General features: G+C 45.3%; 11 protein-coding genes. 9 read left to right on the plus strand and 2 right to left on the minus strand.

Annotated elements, in window-relative coordinates; translation table 11 throughout:
* Positions 1 to 4 precede the first annotated feature (4 nt).
* Together argS and FZC88_RS21030 are read left to right on the plus strand one after the other, a co-directional pair.
* Positions 5 to 1,675 carry an arginine--tRNA ligase gene (gene argS, locus FZC88_RS21025; RefSeq protein ID WP_148996316.1) on the plus strand — a complete coding sequence of 557 codons (1,671 nt, stop codon included), beginning with the start codon at positions 5 to 7 and terminating at the stop codon, positions 1,673 to 1,675.
* A gap of 103 nt (positions 1,676 to 1,778) precedes the next feature.
* On the plus strand, positions 1,779 to 1,958 hold the full coding sequence (locus tag FZC88_RS21030; protein ID WP_148970668.1) for a XapX domain-containing protein: 180 nt from the start codon (positions 1,779 to 1,781) through the stop codon (positions 1,956 to 1,958).
* Positions 1,959 to 2,056: 98 nt separating this feature from the next.
* Here FZC88_RS21030 and uvsE read toward each other — a convergent pair whose 3' ends face one another.
* Positions 2,057 to 3,010 (minus strand): UV DNA damage repair endonuclease UvsE, encoded by a 954-nt coding sequence (gene uvsE / locus FZC88_RS21035; RefSeq protein ID WP_148996317.1) that lies wholly within the window; start codon positions 3,008 to 3,010, stop codon positions 2,057 to 2,059.
* Between the two features lie 12 nt (positions 3,011 to 3,022).
* The gene (gene cls, locus FZC88_RS21040) at positions 3,023 to 4,228 is read right to left on the minus strand and encodes a cardiolipin synthase (protein WP_148996318.1); all 1,206 of its coding nucleotides are present in this window, start codon (positions 4,226 to 4,228) and stop codon (positions 3,023 to 3,025) included.
* Between the two features lie 305 nt (positions 4,229 to 4,533).
* On the opposite strand from cls, the gene FZC88_RS21045 reads away from it, so the two are divergent.
* The 7 genes from FZC88_RS21045 to icmF all read left to right on the plus strand — a co-directional run bounded on the left by FZC88_RS21045 (position 4,534) and on the right by icmF (position 15,842).
* Complete coding sequence (locus FZC88_RS21045; RefSeq protein WP_148970671.1) at positions 4,534 to 6,651, plus strand: 4Fe-4S dicluster domain-containing protein; 2,118 nt, start codon at positions 4,534 to 4,536, stop codon at positions 6,649 to 6,651.
* A gap of 342 nt (positions 6,652 to 6,993) precedes the next feature.
* Entirely contained in the window at positions 6,994 to 8,181 is a 1,188-nt protein-coding gene (locus FZC88_RS21050; RefSeq protein WP_148996319.1) for an acetyl-CoA C-acetyltransferase, read from the plus strand.
* A 156-nt stretch (positions 8,182 to 8,337) separates the two neighbouring features.
* Positions 8,338 to 9,189 (plus strand): 3-hydroxybutyryl-CoA dehydrogenase, encoded by an 852-nt coding sequence (locus tag FZC88_RS21055; RefSeq protein ID WP_148996320.1) that lies wholly within the window; start codon positions 8,338 to 8,340, stop codon positions 9,187 to 9,189.
* 29 nt (positions 9,190 to 9,218) lie between these two features.
* Positions 9,219 to 10,355: an acyl-CoA dehydrogenase gene (locus FZC88_RS21060; protein WP_148996321.1), complete on the plus strand. Its 1,137-nt coding sequence runs from the start codon at positions 9,219 to 9,221 to the stop codon at positions 10,353 to 10,355.
* Between the two features lie 175 nt (positions 10,356 to 10,530).
* Positions 10,531 to 11,670, plus strand: coding sequence for an acyl-CoA dehydrogenase (locus FZC88_RS21065; protein ID WP_060674334.1), 1,140 nt, complete (start codon positions 10,531 to 10,533; stop codon positions 11,668 to 11,670).
* 255 nt (positions 11,671 to 11,925) lie between these two features.
* Positions 11,926 to 12,579: a TetR/AcrR family transcriptional regulator gene (locus FZC88_RS21070; RefSeq protein ID WP_262372010.1), complete on the plus strand. Its 654-nt coding sequence runs from the start codon at positions 11,926 to 11,928 to the stop codon at positions 12,577 to 12,579.
* Entirely contained in the window at positions 12,576 to 15,842 is a 3,267-nt protein-coding gene (gene icmF, locus FZC88_RS21075) for a fused isobutyryl-CoA mutase/GTPase IcmF (protein ID WP_148970676.1), read from the plus strand. Before FZC88_RS21070 ends, icmF begins: the two co-directional genes overlap by 4 nt.
* Positions 15,843 to 16,316 lie beyond the last annotated feature (474 nt).

A 16,316-nucleotide genomic window follows, 5' to 3' on the forward strand; every position in this document is an offset into this window, starting at 1 on the left:
GCACATGAATATTGTCGAAAAAGTACAAGAAAACCTGAAATCCGAAATAAAAGCAGCAGTTCTGAAAGCGGGACTCGCAACAGAGGACCAGATTTCTGATGTTATTTTAGAAATCCCGAAAGAAAAATCCCACGGTGACTACTCTACCAATATGGCGATGCAGCTTGCACGCGTAGCGAAAAAAGCGCCGCGCATGATTGCAGAGGACATTATGGCGAACTTCGACCAGTCCAAGGCATCAATTGAAAAAATGGAGATCGCAGGACCTGGATTCATTAACTTCTATATGAACAATGAATACTTGACCGACTTGATTCCATTGATTCTTGATCAAGACCAGCAATATGGCCAATCTAATGCTGGGAATGGCGAGAGAGTGAACGTGGAGTTTGTATCTGCCAACCCGACAGGTGACCTTCACCTTGGACATGCCCGTGGAGCGGCTGTAGGTGATTCCCTATGTAACGTTCTTGAAAAAGCAGGTTATAAAGTAACGCGTGAATACTACATCAATGATGCAGGAAACCAAATCCATAACCTGGCGATTTCGGTCGAGGCCCGTTATTTCCAAGCTCTTGGTGAAGACAAAGCGATGCCTGAAGATGGATATCACGGGGCGGACATCATCGGAATCGGGAAGAAACTGGCGGGAGAATTCGGTTCGAAATATGCTGAAGTTAGCGACGAAGAGCGCTACAAGTTCTTCCGTGAGTATGGACTGAAGATCGAAATGGCGAAGCTTCAAAAGGACCTTGAAATGTTCCGTGTGCCATTCAACGTGTGGTACTCTGAAACTTCACTCTACGAAAACGGTAAAATTGATGCTGCGTTAAAAACATTAAAAGACAATGGTCACGTTTATGAAGAAGACGGGGCGACCTGGTTCCGTTCGACTGAACTTGGGGATGACAAAGACCGTGTTCTCATCAAGAATGATGGGACGTACACGTACTTGACCCCGGATATTTCCTATCACCAGGATAAATTCGAACGCGGGCACGATGTGCTGATCAATATTTGGGGTGCTGACCACCACGGATACATCCCTCGTATGAAGGCGGCGATTGAAGCACTTGGTTTTGACCGTGAGAAGTTAGAAGTAGAAGTGATTCAACTTGTTCACCTTTATAAAAATGGTGAGAAGATGAAGATGAGTAAGCGTACAGGTAAAGCAGTCACTTTACGTGAGCTTGTAGAAGAGGTCGGCCTGGATGCAGTCCGTTATTTCTTTGCCATGAGAAGTGCCGATACGCATATGGACTTTGATTTGGACTTAGCGGTATCCCAATCTAATGAAAATCCAGTGTACTATGCTCAATATGCCCACGCGCGTATTTGCAGCATTCTTCGTCAAGCAGAGGAGCAGGGACTCGCTTCAGAAGACAAGATCGACTTAAAGCTGATCGGTACGGAAAAAGAAGTGGATTTACTGAAAAAATTAGGTGAATTCCCACAAATGGTTGCCGATGCTGCGGAGAAACGTACACCTCACCGTGTGGCAAACTACATTAACGACCTGGCATCAGCTTTCCACAGCTTCTACAATGCCAATAAGGTTCTTGATGAAGAAAACCGTGAACTTACAACGACTCGTTTGGCTCTTGTAAAAGTGGTTCGAGTCACATTACAAAACGCTCTTGCATTAATCGGAGTTGCCGCTCCGGAAAAAATGTAATGACGATAGATGAAAAAGGTCCGTCCCTCGGGGTGGACCTTTTTCTTATATTTCTCAAGCTTTGACGTATAATAAAAGTAGACATACTGTTCAGGAGGATGTTATGAAAACAGTTATTTTAGCGATTGTGACCGGTTTCCTGGTTGGTTTTATTTTTGCACTATTCAAGCTTCCTATTCCTGCACCGCCTGCCTTGGCCGGAATTGCAGGAATCGTAGGTATTTACCTTGGATTTAAAGCCTTCACAGCCATTCAGCCTTGGATTGAATCGGTCTTTAAATGAAATCTACATAGGAATCGATTCCAGGAACCGATAGCTTCCAAAGACCGGTTCCCGGAATAGACAAAAAAAGACGAACAACAGCGTGTTCATCTTTTCTTCTACCATTCCAACGCCCCGCCGCTAATCCGCTTTACTCCCCGAATCGTCGAGAGATCCTCTATCAGCTTCAACATGGCCAGATCTTTATGCTTTGCTTCAATCATAAAATCAATGTCCTGATCGAACGTCTTGAGAGTTTTGAAAAATCCTTCTACAAAGCCTGCATCCACCAAATCAGCGTGAGAGCGGAATGCTTTGTCCGATTTCGGCGAGGAAATATGTATTTTTGGAACGAGATCTCTCTTTTCCCATGTGGCAAAAATCGCTTCAAGATAATCTTCTAATGGCTTCTCACTAAGGTTGGCCTCGTGATGGTGGATATCAAGGACCATGGGGATGTTTTCTCTTTGACAGACACCTAATGTTTCTTCTACCGTATAGGTTTTGTCGTCGTTCTCCAGGGTCATGATCTTTTTCACATCAGTCGGGAGGCTTTTCAAATTCTCATGAAAGCGTACAAGCGTTTCTGCCTTATCACCATAGCTTCCACCGATATGAATGTTAATGACAGAGCTATCCTCAATCCCCATATATTCAAGCATGCGGTAATGATAAACCATATCCTTTACGGCGTTGTCAGTGACATGCTGCTTGGGACTGGTGAATAAAGTGAACTGATTAGGGTGAAAACTTGCCCTGATCCCAAACCTTTTGATCAGATCCCCAAGCTCTTTCCATTCGTCTTTAAATGGGGAATAGAAGTCCCATTCAACATCCGGGTGAGTAGCTAACGGAACAAGTGAGCTTGATAGTCGGTACAGTTCAATTTCGTGAGCTGCGCACAGATACAGTATGCGTTTCGTATGTTCCAGGTTTAATCTTGTTACTTCCTTCAAACGATCCATTCGTTCCTCTTTTGGAAGATCAGAATATCGTTTGAAGGTCATGGTTTTGGCAGGGCTTGCGTCCCATAAGGAGAGGGAATTAGCAACAAACCCCAATCTGACTTTCATGTGGTTTCCCCCCTAAAGTAAAATGGAAATGGATGAAGCGACACGTTCCTTTATACGAGTGAGCAAGGAAACATTTGCAAGATCGTTTTCGCTCAGCATGTCGGATGCTTCCATATCCTTTGCCATCTCTTTTTTTAATGTATGAATAAATTCTTTGTCGAAAATAAGGTTGTTGATCTCAAGATTGATAAAAAAGCTTCTTTTATCAAAATTGGCCGTACCTAAATCACAGAAATGATCGTCTATGATCATTACCTTAGCATGGTAAAAACCGTTCATAAATTGATACACCTTTGCCCCTTTAGCCAGTAAGGTTCTAAAATAAGGGAATGCTGCTTCCTTCACTAACATATGATCGGCATTATTTGGAATGATGACCCTTACGATAACGCCACGTTCCAATGCATGACAAAGGGCATCCATTAAAATGGGTGTGGGGATGAAGTAAGGAGTCCCAATAATGATTTCATCTTGTGCTTCATCAATGAACTTCTTGAAGAAATCCTCGATATTCACACCTTCTGTAGGGAAGATCTGATGTGTGATGCTTCCTTTTTCAGCTGGAGGAAAGTATTTCACTTCGTTTTTAAGTTCATTCTTCGCTGCCCTGAACCAATCGATACAAAATTCTGTTTGTAAATCGTGAACGCCTTCACCCTCCAAACGGAGATGATAATCCCTCCAAGGAGACAGCTCGGGTTTGTCATTTTCATCAATATATTCTTTCCCTACATTATACCCTCCCAAATACCCAATCCCCCCATCAATGACGGTGATTTTTCTGTGATTACGCTGTTGGGAGGAAAAGAATAAGAAGGGGAGCCTGACCTTTTGACAGTAGGCCACTTCCACCCCTGCGTCACGGAGCATTCTCACTTTTGATTTAGGCACATTATGACTCCCGATCTGATCCATTAACAAGCGGACCTCTACGCCTTCTTTTGCTTTAACCTTCAGTAAATCCATAAACCGTAAAGCAAAATGGTCATCTTGGACGATATAGAATAAAACATGAATGGAAGACTTGGCTTCCTTCATTTCTTTAAACATTCGATCAAACAGCTCCGGACCTCTGGAAAATAATTCGATATCGCTGTTTCGTTTTTCATAATCTCTTCTTGTCCGTGTCCGGATGAAATGACTTCTACCCAGCTTAAAGTCGATCATTAACCAGCCTATGACAACAACTATTATTAACAGTAGGATGAACCACCACATATAATCACTCTCTCATCTGCATTAGCATTAGTATGTCCTTAAATCTTACCTACTTTGCACTCTTTCTTCTTTTACCTTAAATGATTCATATTGAAACCTATGGGGGGTACAAAAAGTCCTGGTTATTCCCGACGAATGAATGACTATTCATGTAAAGGTTTTCATTTTTCTTGGTAAAAACCATTGACTGAATGCTCATTCATAATATAATGGATATATGAACTATTCAGAATATTAATTTGGTTTGTAAAAGTTTGAACAAAGGGGAAGTTCGGGTCAAACCAAAGAAGGGGGAGTGTTTTTCAATGAATGGGTTACTCATTCTCAATTGGGTTGCATTTATTCTTGTAACCGTTTACGCACTTAGTCTGTTTGTGTATGTAGTAAAGACGAGAATTGAATATATTAAGCTCGGAAAGAAAGTGGAGTTCGACCAGCGATTCAAGGAACGGTTCCAGAAGATCGTGGTCAATGTCTTCGGCCAGAAGAAGCTCTTGAAGGATAAGAAGAGTGGAGCGATCCACGTCATGTTCTTCTACGGCTTCATATTAGTCCAATTCGGAGCCATCGATTTCATCTGGAAAGGACTGGCGCCAGGGAGTCACTTACCACTGGGACCATTATATCCCGGATTCACGTTCTTCCAGGAGATTGTCACACTCATGATCCTGGTAGCGGTTGTTTGGGCCTTCCACCGCCGCTATGTGGAGAAACTGGTTCGTCTTAAAAGAGGATTTAAATCAGGATTGGTTCTCCTATTCATCGGGGGATTAATGCTATCGGTTCTTGTAGGGAACGGAATGGGCCTTATCTGGCACGGTGAAGAGCTTGCCTGGACAGAGCCTGTAGCGTCACTCATTGCAGGAGCACTTGGAGCCATTGGAGAAACAGCTTCCATCGTCATCTTCTATGTGGCATGGTGGATCCATTTATTATTCTTACTGGCATTTCTTGTATATGTTCCACAATCCAAGCACGCTCATTTAATCGCAGGTCCTGCGAATGTCTACTTCAATCGATTAGACAACCCTGGAAAGCTTAAGCCCATCGACTTTGAAGATGAGTCAGCCGAAAGCTTCGGGGTAGGGAAAATTGAAGAGTTCACGCAACATCAAATGATCGATTTCTACGCGTGCGTGGAATGTGGTCGTTGTACGAATATGTGTCCTGCTACAGGAACAGGGAAAATGCTTTCCCCAATGGATCTAATTGTGAAACTGCGTGATAATCTGACGAATCACGGTGCGGTCGTTACTCAGAAAAAACCGTGGGTGCCGACTTTTGCATTCAATGGGACTAAAGGGAATCAACTTGCGATGGCGAGTGCCACTCAAGCAGCGGAAGAAGCGGCTGCTGGAGCTGCGTACAGTCCAAGCCTGATCGGAGATGTCATCACAGAAGAAGAAATCTGGGCATGTACGACGTGCCGTAACTGTGAAGATCAATGTCCGGTCATGAACGAGCACGTAGATAAAATCATCGACCTTCGCCGTTACCTGGTCCTGACTGAAGGAAAGATGGATGCAGATGCACAGCGCGCGATGCAAAATATCGAACGCCAAGGGAATCCTTGGGGTCTGAACCGTAAAGAACGTGAAAACTGGCGTGAAGCGAGAGAAGACGTTCATATCCCTACGGTTAAAGAAATGAAAAAAGCTGGAGAAGACTTCGAATACTTATTCTGGGTTGGATCCATGGGTTCATTCGATAACCGCAGCCAAAAAATCGCGTTATCCTTTGCCAAGCTGCTGAATGAAGCAGGCGTGAAATTCGCGATCTTAGGAAACAAAGAGAAGAATTCCGGTGATACACCACGTCGACTCGGTAATGAGTTCCTATTCCAGGAGCTTGCAGGTCAAAACATCGCCGAATTCGAAAAGAATGAAATCAAGAAAATTATTACGATCGATCCGCATGCTTATAACATTTTCAAAAATGAGTATCCTGACTTCGGATTGGAAGCGGAAGTGTATCACCATACAGAGCTTCTATATGACCTGGTAAAAGAAGGACGTCTGAAGCCGAAATACGAAGTGAATGAAACGATCACCTTCCACGACTCCTGTTACCTGGGACGTTACAATGAAGTATACGATCCACCTCGGGAAATCCTGAAATCAATCTCCGGCGTGAAATTGGTTGAAATGGAACGTAACCGTGAAAAAGGTATGTGCTGTGGAGCAGGTGGAGGACTTATGTGGATGGAAGAAGACGCAGGTCACCGCGTGAACGTTTCCCGTACAGAGCAGGCACTCGAGGTCAGCCCATCGGTCATCAGCTCGGGTTGTCCATACTGTCTAACGATGCTATCTGATGGAACGAAAGCGAAGGAAGTAGAAGAAACCGTCTCTACTCAGGATGTGGCAGAAATCCTTGAAAAAGCGGTATGTGGCGATCAAAAAGATCAGCCGGCTGCTTCGTAAAAAGAATATTATCCGTTTGATAATGAAAAGTCCGCTTCTCAGTAGTTGAACATCTAGGAGTGAAACAAAAGCCTCAATCTGCGTTTCACTCCTAATATTTTTTTACAATAATAAATTTAATAGAAAAATAAAAACTTTCTAAAAAATCATTACGTTCTAAACGAATATGAAGTACAATAAAGGTATATAAAGGGACAAAAACTGTCCCTTCTCTTATGGGGACTGGTTGAGCGAGCGTTCAGTCGAATTAAAGTAAGTCCTATTTTTTTAGGAATAGTTGAAAGCGTATACAATTTGTTTTTGTCGAATCGAATCATTCAGATATAAAGGAGAGCGATTGAGATGGGAAAAACGGTTATTTTAGATGGAGCAAGAACGCCATTCGGTAAATTTGGTGGAAGCTTAAGCAGTTTTACAGCTTCAGAGCTGGGCGGTTTTGCCGTGAAGGAAGCCCTGAAACGATCAGGTATAAATGGTGAAGAAGTAGAGGAAGTGATCCTCGGATCTGTTTTACAAGGGGGGCAGGGACAGATCCCTTCCCGACAAGCATCACGTCATGCCGGATTACCGTGGAACGTTAAAACGGAAACCATCAACAAGGTATGTGCTTCAGGAATGCGAAGCGTGACAATGGGTGACCAAATCATCCGTGCAGGTGACGGCGAAGTCATCGTTGCGGGCGGGATGGAATCCATGTCCAATGCACCGTATATCCTTCCGAAAGCTCGCTGGGGTTTCAAAATGGGGGATTCCCAAGTGAAGGACTTAATGGTTCATGACGGATTGACGTGCAGCTTCAACAATGTCCACATGGGAACGTACGGAAATGAAACAGCGAAAGAGTTTGAATTATCAAGAGAAGAGCAGGACGGTTGGGCACTTAGAAGCCATGAACGCGCTTTGAAAGCGACAGATGCAGGCATTCTTGGGGAAGAAATCGTCGCGGTGGAAGTACCACAGCGTAGAGGGGAACCAGTAGTAGTCAGTAAAGATGAAGCCCCACGCAAAGAAACGTCCATCGAAGCTCTGGGCAAATTAGGCCCAGTCTTCGGATCAGAAGGAACAATCACAGCAGGGAACGCACCGGGGGTCAACGACGGGGCGGCAGCCATGGTACTCATGAGTGAAGAACGAGCCATAAAAGAAGGGAAGCAGCCATTAGCTACCATCCTTGGACACACGGCGATTGCCGTAGAAGCAAAGGACTTCCCGCAAACACCGGGACTCGTCATCAATGAGCTTCTGAAGAAAACAGGCAAATCACTTGAAGAAATCGACCTGTTTGAAATTAACGAAGCATTCGCAGCGGTTGCCCTGACAAGCGGGAAAATCGCCGGGTTAGATCCGGAAAAAGTCAATGTGAACGGTGGAGCAGTCGCCCTTGGACATCCGATCGGAGCAAGCGGAGCCCGTATCATCCTGACGCTGGCATACGAACTGAAACGTCGTGGAGGCGGTGTAGGAATTGCATCAATCTGCAGCGGAGGCGGTCAAGGGGATGCGATTATGATTGAGGTGGCGAAGCAGTAGGCTGTTAGGAGAGTGTTGTACCAGGTACCAAGTTGGTTGATTTTACCAGGTGCAAAACGGCTAACTTGTACCTGGTACGCATAACTATGATCAGCTACAACTTCAATTACAAACTAAACCAACTAGATAACTAGCTTTAACAAAGGGGAGAAAATAATGAACATCAAAAAAGTAATGATCATCGGGGCGGGACAAATGGGGTCAGGCATCGCTCAAGTATGTGCCCAGGCGGGATTCGACGTCTACCTGAACGATCTGAAAGAAGAATTTGTACAAAAGGGAATCGGCGTAATTACAAAGAATCTGACACGCTCCGTTGAAAAAGGAAGAATGTCAGAAGAAGAAAAAGCAGCTACAGTGAACCGTTTGACGGCTTCAACGGATATTCATGACGCGAAGCAAGTAGACCTTGTCATCGAGGCAGCGGTTGAAAACATGGAAATCAAAACAAAAATCTTTGCTCATCTGGATGAAATAACTCCGGAGCACACGATCCTTGCTTCTAACACTTCTTCACTACCGATTACAGAAATCGCTGCAGCGACGAAGCGTCCCCAGCAAGTAATCGGAATGCACTTTATGAACCCGGTACCGGTCATGAAGTTGGTTGAAATCATCCGTGGCCTAGCGACAACGGATGAAGTGTATCAAGTGATCGAAGACATGACGGAATCCCTTAACAAAGTACCCGTTGAAGTAGAGGACTTTCCAGGGTTTGTCTCAAATCGTATCCTTATGCCGATGATCAACGAAGCGATCTACACGTTATATGAAGGGGTCGCGAGTAAAGAGGCGATTGACGAAGTGATGAAGCTGGGTATGAATCATCCAATGGGTCCTCTTACTCTGGCAGATTTCATCGGACTTGATACGTGCCTATACATCATGGAAACACTGCACGAAGGCTTCGGTGATGACAAATACCGCCCATGCCCGCTACTTAGAAAATATGTGAAAGCCGGCTGGTTAGGCAGAAAAACAGGCCGCGGTTTCTATTCATACGAGTAACAACGACGAACATCAGGGAGGAACCATTCATGGAGTTACGATTCACGGAAGAGCAACAGATGATGAGAAAGATGGTACGGGATTTTGCCGAAACGGAAATCCAGCCGTTTATCGAGAAGATGGAAGAAGGGCAATTCCCGAGAGAGATATTGAATAAAATGGCGGAACTTGGGTTGATGGGCATCACGATCCCTGAGAAATATGGCGGCTCTGAAATGGATTTCACATCCTACATCATTGCCATACATGAGCTGTCCAAAGTAAGCGCAACCATCGGGGTGATCCTGTCTGTGCATACTTCAGTAGGAACAAATCCGATTCTTTATTTCGGTAACGAAGACCAGAAACAAAAGTACCTTCCCAAGCTTGCGACCGGGGAATATTTAGGCGCTTTCTGCCTGACGGAACCAAGTGCAGGATCGGATGCGAAAAGCTTGAAAACGAAAGCCGAAAAACGTGACGATCACTATGTATTAAATGGATCAAAAGTATTTATTACAAATGGTGGAGAAGCGGATACGTATATTGTCTTTGCCGCAACGGATCTGTCAAAAGGGAGCCGGGGAGTATCAGCCTTCATCGTAGAGAAAGATACACCGGGTCTTGTGATTGGAAAAGACGAACATAAAATGGGTCTCCACGGTTCGAGAACGGTGCAGTTGACGTTTGAAGATATGAAAGTACCGGCTGAAAACCTTCTGGGTCAAGAAGGGGAAGGTTTCAAAATCGCCATGGCGAATCTGGATGTCGGTAGAATCGGAATCGCAGCGCAGGCGTTGGGAATCGCAGAAGCGGCTTTCGACTATTCCACCGCTTATGCCAAAGAGCGCGTACAATTCGGTAAGCCGATCGCAGCCCAACAGGGGATCGGATTTAAGCTTGCAGATATGGCGACGGCCGTTGAAGGATCGAAGCTTCTTGTGTATCGTGCGGCAAATCTTCGTTCAAATAACATTTCCTGTGGAAAAGAAGCAAGCATGGCAAAGCTATTTGCTTCTAAAACAGCAGTGGAAGTCTCAACAGAAGCCATTCAGGTTTACGGAGGATATGGCTATACGAAGGAATATCCGGTTGAACGTCTATTCCGTGATGCGAAGGTGACGGAGATTTATGAGGGTACGAGTGAGATTCAGAGAATGGTGATTGGGAAGAATTTATTGGTTTAGAGTGATGGATGGGTTTGAGATCTTGGAAGAGTGTATTTGTGCACGTATTCTGAAGCGTGTCAGGCACCTGAACTTGATAGTGATGTTTCGTGGCGTAAAGGGGTTTGTTGCTTTGCTTGCATCGTAAGGGTGCCAGACCCGGTATGTAGTAGATCATAGATATGGAGGAATTGAAATGAATTTTAAATTATCGGAAGAGCATGAAATGATACGTAAGATGGTGCGTGATTTTGCGCGGAATGAGGTGGCCCCGACTGCTGCCGAACGTGATGAGGAAGAGCGCTTTGATATGGACTTGTTTAAGAAAATGGCTGAGCTTGGATTGACGGGAATTCCTTGGCCGGAGGAGTACGGTGGAATCGGGAGTGACTACCTCGCATACTGCATCGCCGTTGAAGAGCTTTCAAGAGTGTGTGCGTCTACGGGGGTAACCCTTTCAGCCCATACATCGTTAGCGGGATGGCCGGTATATAAATTCGGTACAGAAGAGCAAAAGCAGAAGTACCTTCGTCCAATGGCACAAGGTGAAAAAATCGGGGCTTACGGATTGACTGAGCCAGGTTCAGGATCCGATGCCGGCGGTATGAAAACGACGGCCCGTTTAGAAGGAGACCATTACGTATTGAATGGCTCTAAGATTTTCATCACAAACGGTGGAATCGCCGATACGTATATCGTATTTGCTTTGACAGATCCTTCCCAGCGCCAGCGTGGAACGAGTGCGTTCATCGTTGAGGCAGATTTCAAAGGGTTCTCTGTAGGAAAGAAGGAGAAGAAGCTCGGGATTCGTTCATCACCAACCACTGAAATCGTATTTGAAGACTGTAAGGTACCAAAAGAAAACATGCTAGGAAACGAAGGGGATGGATTCAAGATTGCCATGATGACCCTTGATGGGGGACGTAACGGAATTGCAGCTCAGGCGGTCGGGATTGCCCAAGGAGCCCTTGATGCGTCTGTCGATTATGCAAAAGAGCGTGAGCAATTCGGGAAGCCGATTGCTGCGAATCAGGGAATTTCATTCAAAATTGCCGACATGGCGACGTCCATCGAAGCTTCCCGTCTACTAACCTATCAAGCTGCGTGGCTTGAGTCAGAAGGCCTTCCATACGGAAAAGAATCGGCGATGTCGAAGCTGATGGCAGGGGATACAGCAATGAAAGTGACAACGGAAGCGGTTCAGATCTTTGGTGGATATGGTTATACGAAGGATTATCCTGTGGAGCGCTATATGCGTGATGCGAAGATTACGCAGATTTATGAGGGGACGCAGGAGATTCAGAGATTGGTTATTTCGCGGATGGTGACGAAGTAGGGATTTTGGGTGTAATGGGATTTTTGTAGAGGATCTCTTGGTCGTCCTGAAGCGTGTCAGGCACCTGATAGGTTCTACTACGCTTCGTGGCGTAAAGGGGTTCGTATCATTGCATGCGACTTTAAGGTGCCAGACCCGGTATGTATAGATATATGGTTAGAGAGATAGAAGAACTTCTGCTTTGTTGGGGGATGAGGCAGATTGGTCTGGAATGGGGTCAATGGGAGAAATGGATAGTAAAGGCGGTCGGTTGTTTTGAATAAGAAGAGGGAAGTTCATGCTTCGGTTAAGGATGAGCGTTTAGTAGAAAAGCGGCGTGATCAGATGATTCGTGGGGCCGTCTCTCTATTTAAACAAAAGGGGTTTCATCGCACCACGACTAGAGAGATCGCAAAGGCCGCCGGATTCAGTATCGGAACGTTATATGAATATATTCGAACAAAGGAAGATGTCTTGTACTTAGTATGTGACAGCATTTATGAGCAGGTCCGGCTGGAGCTTGAGGAGCTGGATGTCGGAAAAGGGACACTGGAGAGCTTAAGGCTTGGCATCGCTCATTATTTTAAAGTGATGGATCGTATGCAGGATGAAGTCCTCGTCATGTATCAGGAGGCGAAATCCTTATCGAAGGACGCCCTTCCATATGTACTGCGTAAAGAACTTGAAATGGTGGGGATGGTGGAAAATCTCATCATTGGCTGTGTCGAGAGTGGAAAGCTTGAGCTTGATGAAGATCAGATCCATATGCTGGCTCAAAATGTATTCGTCCAGGGACAGATGTGGGGATTCCGTCGTTGGGCACTTCAGAAGAGATTTACACTCGATGAATACATCAATCTTCAAATCGAACTCACTTTTGCAGGCGTCATAGGGTTTGAAAAACAAGGGAGAACAGGGGGAGTAATATGAGCACGGTTGAAATTTATAAACCAAAGCACCATGTTCGTTTTGTCACGGCTTCGAGTCTGTTTGACGGACATGATGCGTCGATCAACATAATGCGTCGGATTATCCAGGCAAGCGGGGCAGAGGTTATCCACTTAGGTCATAACCGCTCCGTGGAGGAAGTCGTCAATGCCGCGATTCAAGAGGATGTACAGGGAATCGCGATTTCGTCCTACCAGGGCGGACACGTTGAATACTTCAAGTATATGTACGACCTTTTGAAAGAAAGAGGAGCGTCTCATATCCGCATTTATGGCGGTGGTGGGGGCGTGATCATCCCACGTGAAATCAAAGAGCTTCACGAATACGGGATTGCCCGCATCTTCTCACCTGAAGACGGTCGCAAGCATGGTCTTCAAGGAATGATCAACAACATGATTGAAGAGTGTGATTTTCCGACAATCAAGGGAAGTGTGAATCAAGAGGTTGAAAAGCTTTCGACTGGAAATGTGAACACGGTTTCGAAGCTGATTTCACTTGCAGAGTATCAAGTCGGAGCGAATGAAGAAGTGGCGGCGACGGCCCAAACCGTTTTTTCTGAAATAAAGAACTTAGCGAAAAAAGTTCCTGTTCTGGGGATCACAGGAACAGGTGGAGCAGGGAAGAGCTCCCTGACGGATGAGCTGATCCGTCGTTTCATCAACGAGCTTCCTGAAAAGAAGATCGCGATACTATCCATCGATCCCACGAAACAGAAAACAGGCGGAGCCCTTCTTGGGGACCGCATTCGTATGAATGCCATCTTCAATCCTCGCGTCTATATGCGAAGCCTCGCTACCCGTGGGTCGAAAACAGAGCTTTCACTGGCCATCAAGGATGCCATCAATGTGGTCAAAGCGGCAGGTTATGATCTGATCGTCGTTGAAACGAGCGGGATCGGTCAGGGGGATGCGGAAATCGCTGAAATCTGTGATATGTCCATGTATGTGATGACAAGTGAGTTTGGTGCTCCGTCACAGCTCGAGAAAATCGATATGATCGATTTTGCCGACCTTATCGTCATCAATAAATTTGAGCGTAAAGGCTCGGAGGATGCAAGACGCCAGGTCCAGAAGCAGTATCAGCGCAGCCACTTGCTTTTTGATAAAGATTTAGATGACATGCCGGTATACGGAACGATCGCCAGCCAGTTCAACGATCCGGGTACGAACGCGTTGTTTGCAGCGATCGTTGAAACCGTGAATAAGAAAATGGAACTGGATTGGAAAACGGGCTTCTCCAAAGATGTAGATGTGGAAAAGCAAAACGTCATCATTCCAAACAATCGCCGTTACTATCTCCGTGAGATTGCGGAAACGGTCCGGAACTATCATAAAAAAGCCGAAGAACAGGTGAACCTCGCACGCAGGTTGTTCCAATTGGAAGGGGCAATCGAAGCGGTTAACGAAAAAGAAACAAATGATGGGGTCATTACATCTCTTCAGACGTTGAAAGATGAAGTCGAAAACAAATTAACAGCTGAGTCGAAACAGATTTTACAAAAATGGGATGGGTTAAAAGAAACCTACAGCAAAGATCAATTCATCACAAAAATCCGTGATAAAGAAATCGTCACTGAATTAAAGACAAAGAGCTTATCGGGACTCGATATTCCGAAAGTGGCCCTTCCAAAATACAAAGACTACGGACAGATTCTGGATTGGGTATACAAAGAGAATGTTCCAGGCTCATTCCCATACACAGCAGGAGTGTTTCCTTTTAAACGAAAAGGGGAAGATCCGAAGCGTCAGTTTGCAGGGGAAGGCACACCTGAACGGACGAATCGCCGTTTCCATTATCTATCGAAGGATGATGATGCGAAACGCCTGAGTACAGCGTTTGATTCTGTAACGTTATATGGTGAAGATCCGGATCACCGTCCGGACATTTACGGTAAGGTCGGAGAGAGCGGAGTAAGCATCTGTACACTTGAAGACATGAAGAAGCTATACGCCGGCTTTGATCTGTGTGCCCCTTCCACGTCTGTATCCATGACGATCAATGGTCCGGCACCGATCATCCTGGCTATGTATATGAATACGGCTATCGATCAGCAGATCCGCATGAAAGAAGAAGAGCTTGGCCGTGTGCTGACGGTGGAAGAATATGTTGAAGTAAAGGAACAAACGCTTCAGGTCGTTCGTGGAACCGTGCAAGCTGATATTCTAAAAGAAGATCAAGGACAAAATACGTGTATCTTCTCGACTGAATTTGCCCTTCGCATGATGGGTGACATCCAACAATACTTCATCGATCATAAAGTACGGAACTATTACTCTGTATCGATTTCAGGCTATCATATCGCTGAAGCGGGAGCGAACCCGATTTCACAGCTTGCCTTCACATTGGCGAACGGGTTCACTTACGTTGAATACTATTTAAGTCGCGGAATGGACATCAATGCGTTTGCACCAAATTTATCGTTCTTCTTCTCGAACGGACTCGATCCCGAGTATACGGTGATCGGACGTGTGGCCCGCCGCATTTGGTCAACGGTGATGCGTGATAAATATGGCGCAAATGAAAGAAGTCAAAAACTGAAGTACCATATTCAAACATCCGGGCGCTCTCTTCATGCCCAGGAGATTGACTTCAATGATATCCGTACGACGCTTCAAGCCTTGATGGCCCTGCAGGATAACTGTAACTCCCTGCACACCAATGCCTATGATGAAGCCATCACGACACCTACAGAGGAATCGGTCCGCCGTGCCATGGCGATTCAGATGATCATCACGAAAGAACACGGATTATCGAAAAATGAAAATCCGCTTCAAGGATCGTTCATCGCAGAAGAACTGACCGATCTGGTGGAGGAAATGGTTCTGACAGAATTTGATCGCCTGAATGATCGAGGCGGCGTACTTGGATCGATGGAAACTCAGTATCAACGAGGCAAAATCCAAGAAGAATCCATGTACTACGAAATGAAAAAGCATTCCGGGGAACTTCCGATCGTAGGAGTGAACACGTACCTGAATCCAACTCCACCTTCAGAGGAACAAATGGACAGCATGGAACTTGCACGTGCAACGAAGGAAGAAAAAGAAACACAAATTCATAATCTGCGAGACTTCCAATCACAACATAAAGATCAATCCGAAGAAGCACTGACCCGCTTAAAACAAGCAGCAGTGAACGGAGGAAACATCTTTGAAGAACTCATGGAAACAGTAAAAGTGGCCAGTCTCGGCCAAATCACACGGGCCTTATATGAAGTTGGCGGACAGTACCGTCGCAATATGTAAAGAAATCATGAAGAAGATGAGACTACTGTGGGGGTGCAGTGGTCTCTTTTTCACTCAGTGGGGACTTCTATATGGTGGTCAATGGATATATTCATAGCGATGGGTGGGTTGTATTTTTTCTAAGACTGTTTTCTATATTAATTAGGTCTGCCTTGTGAATTTGAAAGTAATATTAGCTAAGTTGATTGGAGCGGAAGGTGCTCGACTCCTGCGGGAATAGTGGGACAGGTGAGACCCCACAGGCGAAGCCGAGGAGGCTCACCGCCCACCCCGCGGAAAGCGAGCATCCTGGAGCGGAAATCAACCACTACTCGCTCATGGGGAAGTAGCAACAAAGTCTAAGAAAAGAACCTAATCAATACAGAGCTATGTTAAATAATCGAAAATAAGTTTAAAAAGTCCATAAACAGTCTATCCTTTAAACAAAATCAACCAATTTTTAACACGATCTTAATAGTAGTCGGGTATCATTTC

This window comes from Rossellomorea aquimaris (assembly GCF_008180865.1).
Lineage (GTDB): Bacteria > Bacillota > Bacilli > Bacillales > Bacillaceae_B > Rossellomorea > Rossellomorea yichunensis.

Excerpts from the sequence above, each read along its gene's own strand:
- argS (WP_148996316.1), top strand. The coding sequence starts at position 5 with ATGAATATTGTCGAAAAAGTACAAGAAAACCTGAAATCCGAAATAAAA.
- FZC88_RS21030 (WP_148970668.1), top strand. The coding sequence starts at position 1,779 with ATGAAAACAGTTATTTTAGCGATTGTGACCGGTTTCCTGGTTGGTTTT.
- uvsE (WP_148996317.1), bottom strand. The coding sequence starts at position 3,010 with ATGAAAGTCAGATTGGGGTTTGTTGCTAATTCCCTCTCCTTATGGGAC.
- cls (WP_148996318.1), bottom strand. The coding sequence starts at position 4,228 with ATGTGGTGGTTCATCCTACTGTTAATAATAGTTGTTGTCATAGGCTGG.
- FZC88_RS21045 (WP_148970671.1), top strand. The coding sequence starts at position 4,534 with ATGAATGGGTTACTCATTCTCAATTGGGTTGCATTTATTCTTGTAACC.
- FZC88_RS21050 (WP_148996319.1), top strand. The coding sequence starts at position 6,994 with ATGGGAAAAACGGTTATTTTAGATGGAGCAAGAACGCCATTCGGTAAA.
- FZC88_RS21055 (WP_148996320.1), top strand. The coding sequence starts at position 8,338 with ATGAACATCAAAAAAGTAATGATCATCGGGGCGGGACAAATGGGGTCA.
- FZC88_RS21060 (WP_148996321.1), top strand. The coding sequence starts at position 9,219 with ATGGAGTTACGATTCACGGAAGAGCAACAGATGATGAGAAAGATGGTA.
- FZC88_RS21065 (WP_060674334.1), top strand. The coding sequence starts at position 10,531 with ATGAATTTTAAATTATCGGAAGAGCATGAAATGATACGTAAGATGGTG.
- icmF (WP_148970676.1), top strand. The coding sequence starts at position 12,576 with ATGAGCACGGTTGAAATTTATAAACCAAAGCACCATGTTCGTTTTGTC.